This window comes from Bradyrhizobium sp. 137, from assembly GCF_023074095.1.
Taxonomy (GTDB): domain Bacteria; phylum Pseudomonadota; class Alphaproteobacteria; order Rhizobiales; family Xanthobacteraceae; genus Bradyrhizobium.
On sequence record NZ_JADPKU010000042.1, the window covers coordinates 121,454 to 141,973 of the forward strand.

Annotated in this window: 22 protein-coding genes; 13 read left to right on the top strand and 9 right to left on the bottom strand. The window is 65.1% G+C overall.

What is annotated here, in order from left to right; genetic code table 11:
• Positions 1–87: 87 nt before the first annotated feature.
• From IVA78_RS08375 to IVA78_RS08385, 3 genes are all read right to left on the bottom strand, one after another.
• Positions 88–372 carry a hypothetical protein gene (locus IVA78_RS08375; RefSeq protein ID WP_247277051.1) on the bottom strand — a complete coding sequence of 95 codons (285 nt, stop codon included), beginning with the start codon at positions 370–372 and terminating at the stop codon, positions 88–90.
• 69 nt (positions 373–441) lie between these two features.
• Positions 442–1,827: a chromate efflux transporter gene (gene chrA / locus IVA78_RS08380; protein ID WP_247450876.1), complete on the bottom strand. Its 1,386-nt coding sequence runs from the start codon at positions 1,825–1,827 to the stop codon at positions 442–444.
• Positions 1,827–2,645, bottom strand: a complete 819-nt coding sequence (locus IVA78_RS08385) for a chromate resistance protein ChrB domain-containing protein (RefSeq protein ID WP_247277053.1) — start codon at positions 2,643–2,645, stop codon at positions 1,827–1,829. The genes chrA and IVA78_RS08385 overlap by 1 nt, the downstream gene beginning before the upstream one ends.
• A 197-nt stretch (positions 2,646–2,842) precedes the next feature.
• Between IVA78_RS08385 and dmeF the strand changes: the two genes are divergently transcribed.
• The 3 genes from dmeF (at position 2,843) to IVA78_RS08400 (ending at position 5,773) form a co-directional block, all read left to right on the top strand.
• A complete protein-coding gene (gene dmeF / locus IVA78_RS08390; protein ID WP_247277054.1) occupies positions 2,843–3,811 on the top strand; it encodes a CDF family Co(II)/Ni(II) efflux transporter DmeF in 969 nt (322 codons plus the stop codon).
• Between the two features lie 72 nt (positions 3,812–3,883).
• Positions 3,884–4,714, top strand: a complete 831-nt coding sequence (locus IVA78_RS08395) for an N-acyl homoserine lactonase family protein (protein WP_247277055.1) — start codon at positions 3,884–3,886, stop codon at positions 4,712–4,714.
• A 180-nt stretch (positions 4,715–4,894) separates the two neighbouring features.
• A complete protein-coding gene (locus IVA78_RS08400) occupies positions 4,895–5,773 on the top strand; it encodes a DMT family transporter (RefSeq protein ID WP_247277056.1) in 879 nt (292 codons plus the stop codon).
• Here IVA78_RS08400 and IVA78_RS08405 read toward each other — a convergent pair.
• Entirely contained in the window at positions 5,770–5,961 is a 192-nt protein-coding gene (locus IVA78_RS08405) for a hypothetical protein (RefSeq protein ID WP_247277057.1), read from the bottom strand. The genes IVA78_RS08400 and IVA78_RS08405 overlap by 4 nt on opposite strands.
• 31 nt (positions 5,962–5,992) lie before the next feature.
• Entirely contained in the window at positions 5,993–7,150 is a 1,158-nt protein-coding gene (locus IVA78_RS08410; protein WP_247277186.1) for an MFS transporter, read from the bottom strand.
• Positions 7,151–7,327: 177 nt separating this feature from the next.
• Here IVA78_RS08410 and IVA78_RS08415 point away from each other — a divergent pair, with 177 nt between their 5' ends.
• Positions 7,328–8,587: an adenylate/guanylate cyclase domain-containing protein gene (locus IVA78_RS08415; protein WP_247277058.1), complete on the top strand. Its 1,260-nt coding sequence runs from the start codon at positions 7,328–7,330 to the stop codon at positions 8,585–8,587.
• Positions 8,588–8,644: 57 nt separating this feature from the next.
• Here IVA78_RS08415 and IVA78_RS08420 read toward each other — a convergent pair whose 3' ends face one another.
• A complete protein-coding gene (locus IVA78_RS08420) occupies positions 8,645–9,889 on the bottom strand; it encodes an MFS transporter (protein WP_247277059.1) in 1,245 nt (414 codons plus the stop codon).
• 164 nt (positions 9,890–10,053) lie between these two features.
• Here IVA78_RS08420 and IVA78_RS08425 point away from each other — a divergent pair, with 164 nt between their 5' ends.
• A complete protein-coding gene (locus IVA78_RS08425; RefSeq protein WP_247277060.1) occupies positions 10,054–11,418 on the top strand; it encodes an Nramp family divalent metal transporter in 1,365 nt (454 codons plus the stop codon).
• Positions 11,419–11,558: 140 nt separating this feature from the next.
• Here IVA78_RS08425 and IVA78_RS08430 read toward each other — a convergent pair whose 3' ends face one another.
• The 3 genes from IVA78_RS08430 to hemB all read right to left on the bottom strand — a co-directional run bounded on the left by IVA78_RS08430 (position 11,559) and on the right by hemB (position 14,270).
• Positions 11,559–12,335 carry an arginyltransferase gene (locus IVA78_RS08430; protein WP_247277061.1) on the bottom strand — a complete coding sequence of 259 codons (777 nt, stop codon included), beginning with the start codon at positions 12,333–12,335 and terminating at the stop codon, positions 11,559–11,561.
• Positions 12,336–12,454: 119 nt separating this feature from the next.
• Positions 12,455–12,994, bottom strand: coding sequence for an RDD family protein (locus IVA78_RS08435; RefSeq protein WP_247277062.1), 540 nt, complete (start codon positions 12,992–12,994; stop codon positions 12,455–12,457).
• Positions 12,995–13,205: 211 nt separating this feature from the next.
• Positions 13,206–14,270, bottom strand: a complete 1,065-nt coding sequence (gene hemB, locus IVA78_RS08440) for a porphobilinogen synthase (RefSeq protein ID WP_247277063.1) — start codon at positions 14,268–14,270, stop codon at positions 13,206–13,208.
• A gap of 123 nt (positions 14,271–14,393) precedes the next feature.
• Here hemB and IVA78_RS08445 point away from each other — a divergent pair, with 123 nt between their 5' ends.
• The 8 genes from IVA78_RS08445 to IVA78_RS08480 all read left to right on the top strand — a co-directional run bounded on the left by IVA78_RS08445 (position 14,394) and on the right by IVA78_RS08480 (position 20,428).
• Positions 14,394–14,891, top strand: coding sequence for a DUF6163 family protein (locus IVA78_RS08445; RefSeq protein ID WP_247277064.1), 498 nt, complete (start codon positions 14,394–14,396; stop codon positions 14,889–14,891).
• A 507-nt stretch (positions 14,892–15,398) separates the two neighbouring features.
• Positions 15,399–15,917 (top strand): MarR family winged helix-turn-helix transcriptional regulator, encoded by a 519-nt coding sequence (locus tag IVA78_RS08450; RefSeq protein WP_018320040.1) that lies wholly within the window; start codon positions 15,399–15,401, stop codon positions 15,915–15,917.
• A gap of 196 nt (positions 15,918–16,113) precedes the next feature.
• Complete coding sequence (locus IVA78_RS08455) at positions 16,114–16,350, top strand: hypothetical protein (RefSeq protein ID WP_247277065.1); 237 nt, start codon at positions 16,114–16,116, stop codon at positions 16,348–16,350.
• 37 nt (positions 16,351–16,387) lie between these two features.
• Positions 16,388–16,609 carry a hypothetical protein gene (locus tag IVA78_RS08460; protein ID WP_014494771.1) on the top strand — a complete coding sequence of 74 codons (222 nt, stop codon included), beginning with the start codon at positions 16,388–16,390 and terminating at the stop codon, positions 16,607–16,609.
• A 266-nt stretch (positions 16,610–16,875) separates the two neighbouring features.
• The gene (gene glyA / locus IVA78_RS08465) at positions 16,876–18,174 is read left to right on the top strand and encodes a serine hydroxymethyltransferase (RefSeq protein WP_247277066.1); all 1,299 of its coding nucleotides are present in this window, start codon (positions 16,876–16,878) and stop codon (positions 18,172–18,174) included.
• A 15-nt stretch (positions 18,175–18,189) separates the two neighbouring features.
• Positions 18,190–18,672 carry a transcriptional regulator NrdR gene (nrdR, locus tag IVA78_RS08470; protein ID WP_011087793.1) on the top strand — a complete coding sequence of 161 codons (483 nt, stop codon included), beginning with the start codon at positions 18,190–18,192 and terminating at the stop codon, positions 18,670–18,672.
• Positions 18,669–19,817, top strand: coding sequence for a bifunctional diaminohydroxyphosphoribosylaminopyrimidine deaminase/5-amino-6-(5-phosphoribosylamino)uracil reductase RibD (gene ribD, locus IVA78_RS08475; RefSeq protein WP_247277067.1), 1,149 nt, complete (start codon positions 18,669–18,671; stop codon positions 19,815–19,817). Before nrdR ends, ribD begins: the two co-directional genes overlap by 4 nt.
• On the top strand, positions 19,817–20,428 hold the full coding sequence (locus IVA78_RS08480; RefSeq protein WP_247277068.1) for a riboflavin synthase: 612 nt from the start codon (positions 19,817–19,819) through the stop codon (positions 20,426–20,428). Before ribD ends, IVA78_RS08480 begins: the two co-directional genes overlap by 1 nt.
• Positions 20,429–20,520: the final 92 nt, after the last annotated feature.

Below are 20,520 nucleotides of genomic sequence, written 5' to 3' on the forward strand. Positions count from 1 at the left end.
CGCTCCCGCGGGCATGACGACACCGTCGCCGGTCGCGTTGTGGCCGGCCATTGGTTCATTAAGGAAGAGGTGCAGGCGATGGTAACTTCAATGACGCCGTTCACCTCGGGAGTCCGTATCGCGCGCCATGGCACCGCTGATGCAGCCGGTCACACATGCGCCGAACTTCAACCACCACGACCAGTTTTGCGAAGGCATATTGATCATGGCTGGTTGCCCGAAGACTCCATCCAATAGCTCGCGGAACAGCAATTCCGGGCAACTACCGTCAACCACGTTGACGAATGGGAGAGAGCGCCGGCGCACAGTACGTAGGCCGGAAATCCCTGCGCTGGTCACGGTGTAATTCGCCATTTTGGGCAAGACCGCCATGTAGCGCTGTCGCCTTCAACGTCGCCTTCCGATGGCAAGTCGGGCGCGACGGACTCGTGGGTGCAGGCCCTAAATTACCCCCGCTAACCGCATCGCCACGCCCGCGGCACAACTGCCGGCGAGAACTGTGAGCATGCCGAGCTTGAACCGGAAGATCGCGGTGGCCGCTGCAATCGACAGCACCAGCGCCGGCACGTCGACGCTCGTCAGCACCGGCATGTCGAAGTCGAACGGGAAGGCGGTCACCGGCACCGTGGCGCGGAACAGCGTGTGCAGCGCGAACCAGATCGAGAGGTTGAGGATCACGCCGACAACCGCGGCGGTGATCGCACCGAGCGCGCCGGCCAATCCCGTGTTGCCGCGCAGGCGCTCGATATAGGGCGCGCCGAGAAAGATCCAGAGGAAGCAGGGCGTGAAGGTGACCCAGGTCGCGAGCAAGCCGCCAAGCGTTGCCGCCAGCATTGGCGACAGGCCGCTCGGGTCGCGGTAGGCGGCCATGAAGCCGACGAACTGGAGCACCATGATCAGCGGGCCCGGCGTGGTCTCGGCCATGCCGAGGCCGTCCAGCATCTCATGCGGCTTGAGCCAGTGATAATGCTCGACCGCCTGCTGTGCGACGTAGGCCAGCACGGCGTAGGCGCCGCCGAAGGTGACCAGCGACATTTTCGAGAAGAACAGTGCGATCTGGCTGAACACATTGTCTTGCCCAAGAGCGAGCAACAACCCGATCACCGGTATCAGCCAGAGCGCCAGCCACAGCGCGCCGACGCGGATCGCGCGCGCCGTATTGGGCCGCACGTGCTCAGGCACAGCTTCGCCGAGCATGCTGTCGATCGCGGCGCCGCTGCCGCCGTGGCCGTGACCAGCCGGTGCGAATTCCGGACGGCCAGCGCGCGCGCCGGCATAGCCGATGATGCCGGCGGCGATGATGATGATCGGGAAGGGGACCGCGAAGAAGAAGATGGCGACGAAGGCCGCGGCCGCGAGCGCGATCATGATGCGGTTCTTCAGCGCGCGCTTGCCGACGCGGACCACGGCCTCGACCACGATGGCGAGCACGGCGGCCTTCAGTCCGAAAAACAGCGCCTCGACGAAGCTGACATTGCCGTAGGCGGCGTAGACGTAACTCAGGCCCATGATGGCGATGATGCCGGGCAGGATGAACAGCCCGCCCGCCATCAGCCCGCCGGCGGTGCGATGCATCAGCCAGCCCACATAGGTCGCGAGCTGCTGTGCTTCCGGTCCCGGCAGCAGCATGCAGTAATTCAGCGCATGCAGGAAACGGGCTTCAGAGATCCACTTCTTCTCCTCGACCAGAATACGATGCATCACCGCGATCTGGCCCGCGGGCCCGCCAAAGCTCAGGCAGGCGACGCGGAGCCAGACACGAAAGGCCTCATTGAAGCTGACCCCGTGACCGGCGTCAGCTCCTGCTTGAACGTTGCGGATATCCATTACGCCTTCACCTTGTTGGTCGGCCAGTTGTGGGTCTCGGTGGTGGCGTCGCGGCACCAGCGGTAGAAGGCGTCGTAGAGCAGCATGCCGGCCTCGAGCTGCGCGAGGTCGTCGTCATACATGCGCGATAGTCCGAGCGAGGCCGCGAGCAGGCCCGGCGCTTCTGGCGCGAGATCAGGCCGCGCGGTGTCGGCGCCGCGCACCAGCGTCGCCAGCCGGAGCAGGGGTGGCGAGGCGATCCCGAATTCCTCGATCATGACGTCGAAGGTGCAGAGCTCGCCGCGGTGGCTCCAGAACACGTTCTCAATGTCGAAGGGAGCTGCATTGAACCGCTCCCCGACGCCGATCACCTCGGACGGTGCCACATACAGGAACACCGCATTGGGATCGACAAAGCGGCGGATCAGCCAGGGGCAGGCGATGCGGTCGACCTTCGGCCGGGCCCGCGTGACCCAGACAGTGCGCCCTCTGGCATCGCGCGGCGGCAGCTTGCGCGTGTCGAGCAGCGGCAGGTTTGCCGCTTTCCAGCCCTCGAAGCCGCCCTCCAGCGTCTCAGCCTCGACGCCGAGCTGGCGCAGCCACGCCGCCGCGCCCTGCGCGAGCTTTTCACCGCGCAGGCAGGAGACGATGGCCCGGCGGCCGGCGAAGTCGCCGCCCCAGTCCGTCACCTTGTCGTGACTGAGCTTAATGGAGCCTGGGATCAGCCGCCGGTCGACGGCAAAATCCTCCTCGGTGCGCACATCGATGAGGGCCGGGCTGTTCGCGGTGCCGACCAGCCGTGCCAATTTGTCAGATGAGATGGTCGTGAAAGTAGACATGATGCGTCCTCGCAAGAAACGAACGGGACGCGATGCTTGGGCGTGTCGCCTCGTGGGGAGATCGCTCAAATCCCCATGGCGCCGATTACAGCGAAACTAAGCAGGACTGTCAATCCGCGGCACGATTGGGCCTTAGAAAATCGCGCCTCGGCGGTCTATACTGCAGGCCGACAGACCTGAATCTTCTGGAGAATTCGATGCATTCCCACTCCATCGAACAATGGACCCATGACCACGCCTTTCTTGGCGACAAGCACGACGAGAACGAGCGGCGTACCTGGCTCGTGGTCGTCCTGACGCTGGTCATGATGGTCGGCGAGGTCGTCGCCGGCTCGCTGTTCGGGTCGATGGCGCTGCTGGCCGACGGCTGGCACATGGGCACGCATGCGGCGGCGCTCGGCATCGCCGCCTTTGCCTATCGTTTTGCGCGCCGGCACCTGAAAAATGCGCATTTCACCTTCGGCACCGGCAAGTTCGGCGATCTCGCCGCCTTCTCCAGCGCGATCATCCTCGGCCTGATCGCGATCGAGATCGCCTATGAGAGCGTGCTGCGGCTGATCACGCCGGTGCCGATCGTCTATGGCGAGGCGATCGCGGTCGCCGCGCTCGGCCTGTGCGTCAATCTCGCGAGCGCGTGGCTCTTGCGCGGCAACCACGATCATCATCACGGCCACAGCCACGCCCATGATCATCACGACGATCATGACCACGACCAGGATGATCATGGCCATCACCATCATCATCACGACAACAATCTTCGTGCCGCCTATGTGCACGTCATGGCGGACGCAGCGACCTCGGTGCTGGCGATCGCAGCACTCGCCGTCGCGATGTATTCGGGCTGGGTCTGGGCCGATCCAGCCGTCGGGCTGATCGGCAGCGCCGTGATCGCGAGCTGGGCGTTCGGCCTGATCAAGTCATCGGGGGCGGTGCTGCTCGACGTGCGCGCCGACGAGAAGCTGGAGCGGGTGATCCGGGCGCGGATGGAAGTTGGCGACGACCGCGTCACCGATTTGCATCTGTGGCAGGTGGGGCCCGGCCATTGTGCCGTGCTGCTCTCGGTGGTGTCGGACCAGCCGAAGCAGCCGGCCGTCTACAAGCGGCGGCTCGCGGGGCTAAAGGGCCTCAGCCACGTCACGGTCGAGGTCGAGACCTGCCCGCATTGATTTGCTTGACGGGAATTGCGCGAACGGGCCGGGGTTGATCCTCGGTCGTCGCCCTGTACGGGAGGAACAACAATGATGCCCAGGATCAAGCTCGCGCTCGCCATCGCTGCACTCGCTCTGCCCGGCCCTTCGGCGCTGGCGCAATCGGAGAAGACCGGGGTCGAAAAGCTCTACGTGCTCAATTGCGGCGAGGGCACCGCCGGCGACATCTCCCGCTGGACGCCTGGCCTCAACGAAGGCAAGACGATGGACTTCGTCGACAGCTGCTATCTCATCAAGCACGCCAAGGGCTGGTTCCTGTGGGACACCGGCATTGCCGATTCCGTCGCCGCGATGCCGAATGGACTCGCGCCCGCCGATCCCAAAGCCGTCACTTGGCGCCGGCCGAAGACGCTTGCCGCCCAGCTCGAACAGCTCGGGCTGAAGCCCGACGACGTCAAAGTGGTGGCCGTCTCGCACACGCATCCCGATCATACCGGCAATGTCGAGCTGTTTCCGCAGGCCATGCTCTACGTGCAGAAGGCCGAATATGACTGGCCCGGGCCCAACAACGCGCCGCGCTTCAAGCCGTCGCATCCGGTCGAGCTGCTCGCAGGCGACAAGGACGTGTTCGGCGACGGCAGCGTGACCATTCTATCCACGCCCGGCCATACGCCGGGACACCAGTCGCTGCTGGTGAAACTGCCAAAAACCGGCGCGGTGATCCTGTCGGGCGATGCCGTCCACTTCAAGGACAATTGGGACAACCGCCGCGTGCCGAGCATGAACGTCAACAAGGACCAGAGCGCGGCCTCGATGCAGAAGATTGCCGACACGCTCGCCAGGGAAAAAGCGCAGCTCTGGATCAACCACGACAAGGCCCAGCGCGACAGCCAGAAGATGGCGCCCGAGTTTTACGAGTAGAGCGTTTTCGAGCGAAGTGGGCACCGGTTCGCGCCAAGAAAACGCGTCAAAACAAGCATCCAGAGCTTCCGTTCCGATCGCATCGGACCGGAAGCGCTGGGCGTGTGAAGAAGCTGCTGCCACGACGATGGCAGCAGCTTCGTGCTAGGCCCGCCAAAAGCTCCGCGACAGGAGACAGCGGTGGGCGAATGGGCCGGGGTTGCGATCGCGCTGGCGTCGAGCAGCCTCGGTGGCACGGCGGCGGCTATTACCCGCTATCTCGTGGGCGGCGCCGATCCGATCATGCTCGCGATCCTGCGCTGGGGGATCGGCTTTCTCTGCCTCGTGCCATGCGCGCTGCTGCTTGGCGTGCGTTGGCCGCAGCGGTCCGATTGGCCGACCGTGGCGCTGCTCGGCATCTGCTTCTTCGGTCTGTTCTTCATCCTCTACAACATCGCGGTGTCCTACACGACCGCTGCCCGCGCCAGTCTTGCGCTCGCGACGCTGCCGCTTCACACGATGGTGGTGGGGGCGCTCCTTGGCGTCGAGCGGCTGACGGTGCGGAAGATCATCGGTGTCGGCATCGCCGTGCTCGGCGTGGCGGCAGCGCTGGCTACCGGCCTGGCGCACAGTCCGCCAGGGGCCTGGCGCGGCGAATTGATCATGACTGCAGCCGTGTTCTGCATGGCGTTCTACAACGTATTGTCGCGTCCGTTGATGCAGCGCTCGAGCGCGCTCGGCTTTCTCACCGTGGGCATGGGTGCGGGTGCCGTCGTGCTGGTACTGGCGGGTCTGGTGAGAGGCAGCTTTGCGGCGCTCGAGCACTTCACCACGGCGCAGTGGATTGCCGGCATCTATCTCGGCATTGGCGGCGGCGCACTCGCCTTCATCCTCTGGGTCATGGCGCTGGAGCGGGCAACGCCGACTCGCGTCGCCAACACGATGACGATCAATCCGATCGCCGCCGCTCTGCTTGCTGCGCTCCTCATCGGCGAGCCGATTACGGCTCATCTGCTTGTCGGATTGGTTGCGGTGTTCGCCGGGATCTGGATCGCGACCAGCGAGACGAAGCCCGCCTAGCTCCGCGGGACGGTCACCGTGGGCGGACTCGCTTCCGGCGTCTTCTTCGGCTTCAGCGTGCCGGCATAGAACGAGAGCAGCCAGACCAGCAGGACGGCGAGGAGATAGACGCCCCAGGCCTGGGGCGCCGTGGTCGCCCAGCGCAGGAGGCCTTTGAACGTGCGTGGCGGGCCGGGGTCTTCGCTCATGGCCCGCTTGTGCGCGAAAGGGGCCGGGCGGTCAATCCGGGCGCGGCCCGGCACGGATCAGGAACAACGCCGCCAACGCCGACAGGCTGAGCGCGGAGGAGACGATCAGCACCTTGGCCCCCATGATGTCGATCAGCAGACCGAAGGCGAGCGGCGCCACCGCCTGGGCCATCCGCGCCGGTGCGCCGATGATGCCGAGACGGTAACCAAAGTCCTTTGGTCCGAAAATCGCGAGCGGCAGCGTGCCGCGCGCGATCGTCAGGATACCGTTGCCGGAGCCGTGGAACAGCGCAAACGCGCTCGCCGCAGCGCCGCCGAAGATCGCGACGACCACCGCGCCGATCGGATGGGTGAGGCAGGCGAGCCGCGTCGACCACAGCGGATGGAAACGGCTGAGGAAGCCCGCCTCGAGCATGCGCGCGCCGACCTGGGCCGGGCCGATCAGCGCGCCGGCCGCGATGGCTTCGACGGGTGTTGCGCCCGTCGTCTCCAGGATGCGGGGGAAATGCGCGGCCATCGCGCCGGTGACGGTCCAGACCGCGGCGAAGATGAAGGCCAGCAGGATCATGGTGCGGTCGAGCGGCAAATGCGGCTTCTCGGCGGTCGCCGCCGTCTGCCTCGCACCCCTGATCACCGGCAGCATGAAGAAGTTGAGGGGCAGGCCGATCAGGATATTGGCAGCCGCCCAGGCAAAGCAGGTCTCGCGCCAGCCGATATGGGACAGACCCCAGGCGGTGAGCGGCCAGCCGACCGTGGAGGCGAAGCCCGCCATCAGCGTGATGCCGGTGATGGGCCTGCGCGCCTCGGTGCCGTAGATGCGCCCCAGAGCGGCGAAGGCGGCGTCATAGAGGCCCATCGCCATGCCGACGCCGAGCACGAGCCAGGCGATCGCCATCACCGCCACCGAGTGCGAGAGGCCGAGGAGGACGAGGCCGGCGGCGATGGTCAGGTTCGAGGCCGAAAGCACCTGCCGTCCGCCGACGAGATCGATCTGCCGCCCGATGCGCGGGCCGAGCAGCGCCGCGATCACGAGCGAAGCCGAGAACGCGGCAAAAATCCAGTTGGAGGAAATGCCGAGGTCGTGCGCCATGGGATCGGCGAGCAGCGCCGGCAGATAATAGCTGGAAGCCCAGGCCAGGGTCTGCGTGGCGCCGAGCGCCAGGATGATCGGAAGCTGGCGCCGGCTCATCTGCGCGTGGCTCCGATTCTTGCCGACAAGCTCGTCATTGTGGGCATCTGCCGCGCGCGCGGCGAACACGTCAACCGCCCCTGCGACATATTCGATCTGCAAGGGATGGGAGCCTTGCGCACGGCCCGCGCGTGGCTCGCGCCTTTCGCTCGTCACGAATGCACGCCATAATGGCGCATGCAATTGACCTCGCGCCTCGAATTGATGAACTGGATCGCCGGCCAGGGCCTTACCAGCCTGCCCGAACCGGAACTGCTGCGTGGCTTCTGCGAGCGCTGCCGCGCCGAGGGGCTGGAACTATCGCGCGGGCTCGTCGTCATCGACACGCTGCATCCGATTTATGAAGGGCGCGGCTTTCGCTGGAGCGACCGGCCGAGCAACGAGAGCGATGCGTTCGAATACGGCTCGACTGCCGAAGGCGATGCAGCCAAGAGCTGGCGCCGCTCGGTCTTCTTCCACATGCTCGAGCACGGCCACGACGAGATGGTGATCGATCTCGCCGACGCGCCGTCGCTGGATTTCTCGCAGATCGGCGAGCTCGCCGAGAAGGGGCACAAGCACTATCTCGCCTTCGTGCATCGCTTCGGCGAGAACGGCGCGCTCGGCCTGATGGATTGCCTCTATTCCTGCTGGACCACGCGTCGTGACAGCGGGTTCTCCGAACCCGAGCTCGAAGCCCTGCGCGATCTGGTGCCGGTGCTGGGGCTCGCGATCAAATCGGCACAGCAGGTCGACATCGCCCGCACGCTCGGCCGCGTCTATCTCGGCCGGGACGCCTCCGAGCAGGTGCTGCGTGGACGTATCTCGCGCGGCGTCACCGAGCGCATCAACGCCGTGCTCTGGTATTCGGACTTGCGTGGCTCGACCGGGATCAGCGAGAGCATCGGTCCCGACGAGATCATTCCGTTCCTCAACGACTATGCGCAAGCCGTGATCGACCCGATCCACGATGCGGGCGGCGACGTGCTGAAGCTGATCGGCGACGGCGTGCTTGCAATGTTCACCGGCGAGGACATGGCGGCGGCGCGCCGCGCCGCGCTACGGGCGGAGCATCTGTTTCGCAAGAACGTCGCGGCGCTGAACGCACGCCGCGCGGCCGACGGTCGTCCCACCACGTCGGCCTATATCGGTCTGCATGTCGGGGAGGTCTTCTACGGCAATATCGGGAGCGAGGACCGGCTCGACTTCACGGTGGTCGGACCGACCGTCAACGAAGTCAGTCGCATCGCCTCGATGAGCCGCTCGGTCGATCGCGAACTGCTGGCGTCCTCGGAATTTTACAAGGGCCTCGACACCGCCGGCCGCCGCTATCTCGTCTCCACCGGCCGTTACGCGCTGCGCGGCATCGGCCGCGCGCAGGATCTCTACACGCTCGATCCCGACGTCGATGTCAGCGAGCCGGTGACGGGGAGCTACGAGCGGTATCTGGCGGGCTAGGTGATTTCACCAGTCATTCCGGGCTCGATGCTCGCATCGCCCCGGAATGACCGGACTTCAGCACCCCGCCACCACTTCGTCCCTCACCATGTCCGGCTGCCGGTCGAGCGCCACCGCCGGTGACAGCAGGATCACCAGGGCCTGTACGCCGAACACTGCCGCTGCGAGATAGAGGCAGGCCTCCGCGCTCCAGAACCCGCCGACGATTGCGCCCAGCGCCGAGCCGAGCGGGCGGGCGCCGTAGCTCATGATGTTGATGGCGGAGACGCGCCCCAGAAGGCGCGGCGGCGTCACCGATTGGCGCAGCGTCGTGGTCGAGATCACCCACAGGATCGGTCCGACGCCGAGCAGGAAGAAGCTCAAGGCCGCAAGCCAGGGCGAGGGGACCAGCACCGTCAGCGCCATCACCAATGCTGCGACGAAGCCCGTGACGGGGCCGAGGCCGACGACGGTGCCGAACGCGACGCGCTGCATCACGCGGGTGGCGACCAGCGCGCCGATTACCATGCCGACGCCGTACATCGTCAGCACGGTGCCGACGCCGGCGGCGGTCAGGCCGAGATGGCGCACCGCGTATGGCACGAACACCGCGATCTGCAAGAACCATCCGGTGTTGAAGATGAATTGGGTGATGAACACCGGCCGCAGCAGCGGATGGTGAAACACGAAGGCCGCGCCTTCGCGGATATCCTGGAACGGATGGCGCCGCGGAGATGCTGCCCGCGCGGGCTCGTAGATGCCGGCAAGCAGCACCACGGCGATAGCCGACAGCGCAGCCGCAAAGCCGAAGGCCGGGCTTGCGCCCCACCAGCCCACGAGCACGCCGCCGAGCGCAGGTCCGCTCGCAAACGCGATGGTGCGCGCGAGCTCGATCCGCGCATTCGCCGCCGGCAGCAGGTCCGAACTCACTAGCGAGGGCACCAGCGCCGGTGCCGCCACACTATAGACGACGGTGCCGCACACCGCGGCAAAACCGAGCAGCGCCAGCAGCGGCAAATCGAGCGTCCCCAGCGCCAGCAGGAGGACGATGGCCGCGAGTGCGGCGGCCCGCACCGCCTCGGCTCCCGCCATTAGCCAACGGCGGGAGATGCGGTCGGCGAGCACGCCGGCAGGAATGGCGAACAGGACGAAGGGCAGGGTGAGGGCGGTCTGCAGCAGGCCGGTCTGGCCTTCGGCGACACCCAGCGTCAGCACCGCGACGATGGGCGCTGCGGCCAGTGCGATCTGCTCGGCCGATTGCGCCGCGAGGTTCGACCAGGCGAGGCGGTTGAAGGTGTCAGGGAGGCGCGGGGGCGTTGACATGGCTCATATCCTGCAAAAGGCGAATTTGCGCCCATGTTCGCCCGCGAGAACCGCCGAACCCACCCGCTTCCCGACAAGGGCCACGGGTCTGTGCTGAGAACCGGTGCGGCTAGATGCAGTTGCAAATGAGTTGCAATAAGAAGCAAGTTGGGTATTCTGCCGGCATGGATGCCCAATCACCCCATCTGACCCGAGACTTGAGCCAAGACGCCGCCGGCTGGCGCACCGATGCGCCCACCACCAAGAGCCTCGCCGAGGTCAATTCCACAATTGCCATTCCGGCCGCCGGCCGCTGGTGGCGGCGGCTGCTGGCGTTCGTCGGTCCGGGCTATCTCGTCTCGGTCGGCTACATGGATCCCGGCAACTGGGCGACCGACCTCGCCGGCGGATCGAAGTTCGGCTACACGCTGCTCTCGGTCATCCTGCTCTCGAATTTGATGGCGATCCTGCTGCAGTCGCTGGCAGCGCGGCTCGGCATCGTCACCGACCGCGACCTCGCGCAGGCCTGCCGCGCGACCTATTCGCCCGTGGTGAACTTCCTGCTCTGGCTTGCCTGCGAGGCGGCGATCATCGCGTGCGACCTCGCCGAAGTCATCGGCACCGCGATCGCGCTGAAGCTGCTGTTCGGCATTCCCCTGATCGGCGGCGCGCTGCTCGCCGCGCTCGACGCTTTCCTGCTGCTGCTCCTGATGAATCGCGGCTTCCGTTTCCTCGAAGCGTTCGTGATCGCGCTGCTTGGCGTCATCGCGGTCTGCTTCGCGGTCCAGATCGTGGCTGCGGCGCCGCCGGTCGCGGAGGTGCTGCGTGGCTTTGTGCCGAAGACCGAGATCTTCACCAATTCCGAGATGCTCTACATCGCGATCGGCATCATCGGCGCAACCGTGATGCCGCATAATCTCTACCTGCACTCCTCGATCGTGCAGACGCGCGCCTATGAGCGCAATGACGCTGGCCGGCGCGAGGCGATCAAATGGGCGACGACGGACTCGACCATCGCCCTGATGCTGGCGCTGTTCATCAATGCCGCCATCCTTATCGTCGCTGCTGCGACCTTCCACAGAAGCGGCCATTCCGACGTCGCCGAGATCGGCCAGGCTTTTGAACTGCTATCGCCGCTGCTCGGTCTCGGCATCGCCTCGACGCTGTTCGCGGTGGCGCTGCTCGCCTCCGGCCTCAATTCAACGGTTACGGCGACGCTCGCCGGCCAGATCGTGATGGAAGGCTTTCTCGATCTGCGTCTGCCGAGCTGGGCGCGCCGCCTGCTCACGCGCGGCATTGCCATCATTCCCGTGATCGTCGTCACCGCGATCTATGGCGAGCGCGGCACGGCCGATTTGCTGGTGTTCAGCCAGGTCGTGCTGTCGATGCAACTGCCATTCGCCGTCATCCCGCTGGTTCGCTTCGTCTCCGACCGCCGCAAGATGGGGAAGTTCGCGATTCCGATGTCAGTCGCCGCGATCGCGTGGATCGTCGCAGGCGTAATCGTTGTTTTGAACGTGAAGCTGCTGGCGGATACGCTGTTCGGGTGAGTGTCCGCCGAATGCACAGCTGTCGTCGCCTGGCTTGACCGCGCGACCCGTACTCGGTGAAGCCTGCGATCGAACGGAGAAGCCGCGGCGCACTGGATGCCTCGCATTCGCGGGCATGACACCAGTGCGCGTCGGCTAAATTAATCCTGCGGCTCGGATGCCACATCCCCCTGCGCGTCGACGCGTAGCCAGCCTGAGGGCGCGAGGCGCTGCTGCGGCAGGAAGCGGGCCTTGTAGTCCATCTTCTTCGAGCCCTCGATCCAGTAGCCGAGATAGACGTAGGGCAGCCCTTGCCGGCGCGCGCGGGCGATGTGGTCGAGGATCATGAAGGTGCCCATCGAGCGGCTGACCTGGCTCGGCTCGAAGAACGAATAGACCATCGACAGCCCGTCGCTGAGCACGTCGGTCAGCGCCACCGCGATCAGTTCCTCGCCGCGGCCGGTGAGGCCGCTGTCGGGGCCGCGCTTGCGGTACTCGATGATGCGGGTCTCGACATGGCTGTCCTCGACCATCATGGCGTAGTCGAGCACGGTCATGTCGGCCATGCCGCCATGGCGATGGCGGGCATCGAGATAGGCGCGGAATATCGAATATTGCTCGGAGGTGGGAACGGCGCTGCGCTGCTCGCCGATGATGTCGGCGTTGCGCGCCAGCACTTTCCTGAAGTTGCGGGACGGCCGGAACTCGTTGGCGACGACCCGCACCGAGACGCAGGCGCGGCACTGGTCGCAGGCGGGACGGTACGCAATCGACTGGCTGCGGCGGAACCCGCCATGGGTCAGGAGATCGTTGAGGTCACCGGCGCGCTCACCCACGAGGTGCGTAAACACCTTGCGCTCATGCCGGCCCGGCAGATAGGGGCACGGGGAGGGCGCCGTGAGGTAAAATTGCGGGGTATCGCGCGAGTGCTGGGTCAAGGGACGTCGTGGGCCTCCGAACTGTGTGTCAGCATCGCGCTACGGAAGCTCCGGGTCAATTGGCCTGCTCGGCAGATCAGATCAGTCAGCTTAGAAGATCCGGGTTGATAGGTCCTTGATCAGGACGTCCTTGCGGCCTGGGGCGCGGGTACGCGGACCGAATTGTTGATCACGACCGTTCCCAAGACGAAATCATGCAGCAGGCGACGGCGGCCGTTGAACAGGCCGACCAGCACCACGAAGGGCGACAGGAACGAGACGGTCACCCAGAACAGCACCGCATGGGTGGCGCCGAGCACGAAGTAGCCGGGCGCGCCGTACCAGGTGCGCAGTTCCAGATCCATCAGGCGCATGCCCACTGTCGCGGAGGAAGGGCCGCCGATGCTGGCGCCGTAATAGACGATGGCCCAGACCACCGAGGCCGGCCAGGCGATCCAGAACAGCGCCCAGCCGATGCCGAGCGTGACCACACCGAACAAGGCGATGAAGATATAGCCGAGGATCACCGGCACCGAGATCACGACCATGTCGACCAGGAAGGCGAACACCCGCCGCGTCGCAACACCGCGGAACAGCTCCGGATGCAGATAGGGATCGTAGGCGTGCGGCTGCACGCCGCTGTCGTTGCGCCAGGCGCCTGAATTGCCCGAGTCCGACATGTCCGTTCTCCCAGCGAACCCCCGTGGCAGGACATGGGAACAGGCCGTTCGCATGCCAAGGGCGCGCTGGGATCAACAAGCGAAAATATTCCGGCAATTCGGCGGCGGAGCGGCGCGGAGGCCGCGCTGGCGCGACGCTTCCGTCGTCCTGGCCAAGACCAGGACAGGTGGCCGGCCTTCGCCGGGACGACATCAAAGAGGCGGTGGGCGTTTATGACCCCTGCGCCCGCAGCTTCTCCGCGACCTTCGGCGCAAAGTAGCTCAGCACACCGTCGGCGCCGGCGCGCTTGAAGGCGAGCAGGCTTTCCATCATCGCGCGCTCGCCGTCGAGCCAGCCGTTATTGGCCGCGGCCGCGATCATCGCGTATTCGCCGGAGACCTGGTAGGCGAAGGTCGGCATCGCAAAAGTATCCTTCACACGGCGGACCACGTCCAGATAAGGCATGCCGGGCTTCACCATCACCATGTCGGCGCCCTCGGCGATGTCGAGCTCGACCTCGCGCAGTGCTTCGTCGCTATTGGCGCTGTCCATCTGGTAGGTGCGCTTGTCGCCGGTGAGTGTCTTGGCCGAGCCGATGGCGTCGCGGAACGGGCCATAGAAGGCGGAAGCGTATTTGGCCGCATAGGCCATGATCTGCACGTCGAGCAGGCCTGAGCAGTCGAGCCCCTCGCGGATCGCGGCGACGCGGCCGTCCATCATGTCCGACGGCGCGATGATGTCGCAGCCGGCTTCGGCCTGCACCAGGGCCTGGCGCACCAGCACCGCGACCGTCTCGTCGTTCAAGATCTTGCCGTCGGAGATCAGGCCGTCATGACCGTGACTGGTGAAGGGATCGAGCGCGACGTCGCAGAGAATGCCGATCTCCGGAAACTCCTTCTTGATCGCGCGCACAGTTTGGCAGACCAGATTGTTCGGGTTGGTCGCTTCCGATCCTTCCTCGTCGCGTAAGGACGGGTCGGTATAGGGAAACAGCGCGATACAGGGGATGGTGAGCTTCATGGCGCGCTCGGCCTCGCGCACCGCCTGGTCGACGCTGAGGCGGTCGACGCCGGGCATGGAGGCGACGGGCTCGCGCTTGTCGCTGCCGTCGATCAGGAACAGCGGCCAGATCAGATCATCCGTGGTGATGGCATTCTCGCGCACCATGCGCCGGGCCCACTCGGCCTTGCGGTTGCGGCGCGGGCGGACGGTCAGATCGAGGGCAGGGGAGGCGCTAGCGCCATCCCGGCGCGAAACCTCGCGCAGTTCGATCGGACGTCCGTATTTGATCGCCATCACTCTTCCTCCGGCTGGAATTATTCTTATACCAGCTCGCATGGTTCCCGTCACCGCGGCTTGACCTGCCGCAAGGGATGGCAGCCGATTGATTTTGCGAGGCGAAGCAGCCAGAAGGGGGCCATGTCCGAGATTTCCACACGCGATGCGGCCCGCGACAGCGCCCGGGACAATGCCAGAGACAGCGCCAGGGATAGCGCGATGTCGGTGGCGGCGATCTCGTCGGAGCGCTCTGCGTCCGATGACAATGTCTGGACGCGCCGGCTCGTGCTGTTCCTGCGTGTGATGGCGCTGCTCTCGATCCTGAAGGGTCTCTATCACTGGGCGCAAGTGACGGGTTTCGTCGGCGGCGACGACGAGGCCTTCGAGAACCAGGCGATGGCCTGGCAGGCCGCAACCGTCTACTTCGCCGTGATCGAGCTCGTCGCAGCAGTTGGTCTCTGGCTGGCGACGCCCTGGGGCGCTGTGGTGTGGCTGACGACCGTGGTGTCGATGGCGGTGATCGAGCTGATGTTTCCCGGCATCTACGGCGGCAGCCTGGTCGTGGTCGGTGTCGAAGCGTTCATGCTCGCCGCCTATCTCGCGCTCGCCTGGATGGCTGCGCGGGAACGACCGCCGTAGCGCGTTTCGCGGAAATGCTCTCGTGCCCGGGCGCAATGCAGCGCGCTGCATTTGCGGCGTAATGCTTGTAGAGCCGCGCCGCATCTTTTTACGGTCCCGATTATGGCATCTGAGTCCCGGCTCTGCGCCCTGCTTCGCGGCGCTTGTCGGGACAAGAGATGTTGCACTTGGTTGACCGTTGGTTGCCTAAAATTTGCGGTAAGTTTTCGTTGACCAGCATTGTTCCGCCACAGCTGTTACGCCCGCGTTTCGAAACGGGGCGCCGCTGTGCTGGAATGCGACAAGGGGGCGGACGGAGGGTGAACAGGACCTTGCGAGGGTCAACAGAGTGTTGCGAAAAAGTGCTTGTAGTACAGGCTTAATCCGCAATTCACTGTCTTAAATTCATGATCTCTTTATTCTCTTATTTAAGCCGTTCTTCAAACGAGCCCCTTAAGTTGCACCTATCAGGCGGGACACAAGTTTCGTCGAATAAGTGTCGATAAAAACGACAACAGGGGAAGTGTCATGATGAAAGCCGTCGCAACTGCGGCAGATACCGCAGAGCGCGTCTCCGGCCAGCAGGGTTCGGTGCAGTCGCTCTATCTGGAAGCTTTGACTCTGGTGGAGCGGCTGCATCGCCGGCTCCTCGACGTGATCAAGGACGAGTTCGATCGCCGCGGCCGTGCGGACATCAACTCGGTCCAGGCGCTCTTGCTCTACAACATCGGTGACAAGGAGCTGACCGCGGGCGAGCTGCGCACGCGCGGTTACTATCTCGGCTCCAACGTCTCCTACAATCTGAAGAAGCTCGTCGAGCTCGGTTTCCTCGATCATCAGCGGTCGCGCGTTGATCGCCGCTCGGTGCGCATCCGCCTGACCCCGCAGGGCCAGGAAGTCCGCCGCATAGTCGATGCGCTCTACCAGAAGCACGTCAAGACGGTGGAGCAGGTCGGCGGCATCTCGGGCGAGGAGTTCTCGACCCTCAACAAGTCGCTGCACCGCCTCGAGCGGTTCTGGACCGACCAGATCCTGTATCGGCTCTGAGTTCCAAGGGATTAAGGCCAAGCCGGCCCCAAACAAGACCGGCAAACCGCCCGAACGTGCCTCAACTTCCCCAGAGCGCCGGCCCGGATTCGTCCGGACCGGTGCGCTTTACTTTTTGCGCTGCGAAGAAAATGTCTCGCCGTGAGGAACCAGTTCCGGGCTCGGCGCTTATCTCCTTCGGATCGGAGAAACGTCGATGCTGGTCGAGCGTGGGCTTCAGGCGCTGAACGTGGAACTTGTGAGCGAAGCCTACGCCATTGCCGCCAACTACCTTCGCCGCTCCGGCGCGATCCCAGATTCCCTCGTCACCGACGAGCGCCTGCTCGGGATCATCGTCAAGCTGCTCCAGCAGGGCGAATTCAACAAGATCAGGCTCGCCAACAAGGCGATCACCAGGTTTGAGATGCAGTCCGAGGCTCGAGCGGTTGCCTGATCAAAACTCCCAAAATTCGAGAGAACCAGAGGGTGCCATGGAAGCCGCCATCGACCGCATCATGCAGACCTATGACCTGCTCGCCAACCGCACCGCGGCGGCAAGCGAGGAGGCACGGGCCAAGGTCACGAACTATCTCAATACTTTGATGGAGGCCGGCGAGAAGGACCCGCACCGCTTGACGGTCTGCGGCCTGACTTATCTGCGGCAGCTCGACGGCAGCGTGGACCCCGTGAAAGCGGGGTATACCGGGCTCTAAAACGACGCCGGCTGCGGCCGCCGGCCGTTGGCGCGACGTGCGGTCCAAAGTGGTCCTGTCCGGACATTCGCGGAGGAGCGGTTCTATGAAACCGCTCCAATGCCGAAAACCTCCAATCCCCACCATATCTTGCACAAATCTCAGGCCCGACCCGCAAATGCTTGGCCGGGAGCGGGCAATGTGGTAGATCGCGCATTGCTTCCGACCGCCACACCAGACCCGCCCGTAGCCCGCCAACAGGCTGCGGCGGTGGAGATATTCGCAAGATGACCTCAGCCAAAACCGCTTCCGCGCCCGATTCGTTTTTCACCGCCTCGCTCGAGCAGGCCGACCCGGACATCGCCGCCGCCATCAAGGGCGAGCTGGGCCGGCAGCGCCATGAGGTCGAGCTGATCGCCTCCGAGAACATCGTCAGCCGGGCCGTGCTGGAAGCGCAGGGTTCGGTGATGACCAACAAATATGCGGAAGGCTATCCGGGCGCGCGCTACTACGGCGGTTGTGAGTGGGTCGACGTCGCCGAAAACCTTGCGATCGATCGCGCCAAGAAGCTGTTCGGCGCCAACTTTGCCAACGTGCAACCGAACTCTGGCAGCCAGATGAATCAGGCGGTGTTCCTGGCGCTGCTCCAGCCGGGCGACACCTTCATGGGACTTGATCTTGCGGCCGGCGGCCATCTCACCCACGGCTCGCCCGTCAACATGAGCGGCAAGTGGTTCAAGGCCGCGCACTACACCGTGCGCCGCGAGGACCAGATCATCGACATGGACGCGGTCGCCAAGCAGGCCGAAGAGGTCAAGCCGAAGCTGATCGTCGCGGGCGGCTCGGCCTATTCTCGCGCCTGGGACTTCAAGCGTTTCCGCGAGATCGCCGATAGTGTCGGCGCGTATCTGCTGGTCGACATGGCTCACTTCGCCGGCCTCGTCGCCGGCGGCGTGCACGCCTCGCCGGTGCCCTATGCCCACGTCACCACCACCACGACGCACAAATCGCTGCGCGGTCCGCGTGGCGGCCTGATGCTCTGGAACGACGAGACGCTGACCAAGAAGCTAAACGGGGCGATTTTCCCGGGCCTGCAGGGAGGTCCCCTGATGCATGTGATCGCGGCGAAGGCGGTCGCCTTCGGCGAAGCGCTGCGTCCGGACTTCAAGGTCTACGCCAAGAACGTCGTCGAGAATGCCAAGGCGCTGGCCGAGGCGATGAAGAGCCATGGGTTCGATATTGTCTCGGGCGGCACCGACAACCATCTGATGCTCGTTGACCTCAGGCCGAAGGGCCTGAAGGGCAACGTCTCGGAGAAGGCGCTGGTCCGCGCCGCCATCACCTGCAACAAGAACGGCATTCCGTTCGATCCCGAAAAGCCGTTCGTCACCTCCGGCCTCCGCCTCGGCACTCCGGCCGCGACCACCCGCGGTTTCGGTGTCGCCGAATTCCAGCAGGTCGGCGGCATGATCGCCGAAGTGCTCAACGCGATCGCACAATCCGACGACGGCAAGGCGCCGCTCGTGGAAGCGGCGATCAAGGAACGGGTCAAGGCGCTCACCGACCGGTTCCCGATCTACCAGTAAGGTCAAGGTACACGGATGCGCTGCCCGAACTGCAACAGTCTCGATACGCAGGTAAAGGACTCGCGTCCGACCGAGGATTCGTCCGTCATCCGCAGGCGGCGCGTGTGCGTCGCCTGCAATTTCCGCTTCACCACCTTCGAGCGCGTGCAGCTGCGCGAGCTCACAGTGATCAAGCGCAACGGCCGCCGCGTGCCGTTCGACCGCGACAAGCTGATGCGCTCGGTGCAGATCTCACTGCGCAAGCGGCAGGTCGAGCCGGAACGGGTGGAGAAGATGGTCTCCACCATCGTGCGCGAGCTCGAGACCGGCGGCGAGGCGGAGATCTCCTCCGAGGTGATCGGCGAGACCGTGATGGAGCATCTGCGCACGCTCGACGACGTCGCCTATGTGCGCTTTGCTTCCGTCTACCGCAATTTCCGCGAGGCCAAGGATTTCGCCGACGTGCTCGGCGAGCTCTCCGGTGAGGAGGAAGCGCGGCTCGCCGCGATCCGCAAATGATCTTCCGCATCCTGGAAGATCAGTTCGCGCAGAAGGCCCGTGAGGCCAAGGATGCGGATCTCCGCTTCATGCAGCTTGCGCTGGCGCTTGGGCGCCGCGGGCAGGGCCGCACCTGGCCTAATCCGGCCGTGGGCGCGGTCATCGTCAAGGACGGCGTGATCGTCGGTCGCGGCTGGACACAGCCTGGCGGGCGGCCGCATGGCGAGCCCGAAGCCTTGCGGCGGGCAGGCGAAGCGGCGCTCGGCGCCACGCTTTACGTCACACTGGAGCCGTGCTCGCATTTCGGCAAGTCGCCGCCTTGCGCCGATGCGGTGATCGCCGCCGGGATCGCGCGGGTCGTGGCGGCGATCGAGGATCCCAATCCTGAAGTCGGCGGCCAGGGTCATGCGCGCTTGCGGGCAGCCGGCATAACGGTGGACGTCGGTCTCTGCGCGGCAGAGGCTGCGTTCGATCACGCCGGGCATTTCCGTCGCATCCGGGACAAGCGTCCGCACGTGATCCTGAAGCTTGCGGTCTCGCCTGACGACAAGATCGGTGCGGCCGGCGGCAAGCCGGTCGCGATCACCGGCGAGGCGGTGCGCAATCGCGTGCACCTCTTGCGCGCTCAGAGCGATGCCATCCTGGTCGGCATCGGCACGGTGCTGGCGGACGATCCGATGCTCACCTGCCGCCTGCCGGGCATGGGGGCGCGCTCGCCGGTGCGGGTCGTGCTCGATCAGAGCCTGCGCATTCCCGGCGCGAGCAAGCTTGTCCGCACTGCGCGAGAAACACCGCTCTGGGTGGTGAGTTCTGAACTCGCCGAAGCCGCAGCCGCCACACGGCTTGGCGCGGCCGGTGCGCAAATGTTGCGTGTGCCGTCGGTCGGTGCATCAGGACTCGATCTCACGGCCGTGCTGCATGCGCTGGCTGAGAAAGGCATCACGCGGCTGATGGTCGAAGGCGGCAGCCGTGTCGCCGCGTCCTTCGTCGCGGCCGACCTCGCCGACGAAATCTGGCTGTTCCGCGGCACGGAAGAGGTGGGCTCTGGCGGCGTCGATGCGCTCGATGCATTGCCCCTGTCGAAAATCACGCAGTCGCGGGCCTACAAGGTTCATGCTAGCGAGACATTCGACAAGGATACTCTCACCGTTTACGAGCGCTCGTAATGTTCACTGGCATTGTCACCGATATCGGCGAGATCGTCAGTTTCACGCCGACGGCGCAGGGGCAGCTGCACCGTCTGCGCATCGCCTGCAATTATGATCGCGCCACCATCGCCGATGGCGCCTCGATCGCCTGCAACGGCGTCTGCCTCACCGTGGTCGCCTCCGGCGTTCAGGCGGGCAAGACGTGGTTCGACGTCGATGCCGCCGCCGAGACGCTGGCGCTGACGACCGCAAAACACTGGAAGGTCGGCACACGGCTGAACCTCGAGCGGGCGCTGAAGATCGGCGACGAGCTCGGCGGTCATATCGTCGCCGGCCATGCCGACGGTGTCGCGACGCTGCTCAGCCGCGAGGACCTGCCCGAGATGGCGAGGTTCGAGCTCTCGACGACGCGCGAGCTGGCGCGCTTCATCGCCACCAAGGGCTCGATCACGCTCGACGGAGTCTCGCTGACCGTCAATACAGTGAAGGACGTGACCTTTTCGGTGCTTATCATCCCGCACACGCTGACGGTGACGACGATCGGCGGCTGGAAAGCGGGGGACGAGGTCAATATCGAGGTCGATCTGATGGCTCGCTACGCGGCGCGGCTGACGGAAATGACGGCGTAGCCGTCATTCCGGGGCGATGCGTTAGCATCGAACCCGGAATCTCGAGATTCCGGGTTCGGCTCTTCGAGCCGCCCCGGAATGACCATGTCTTT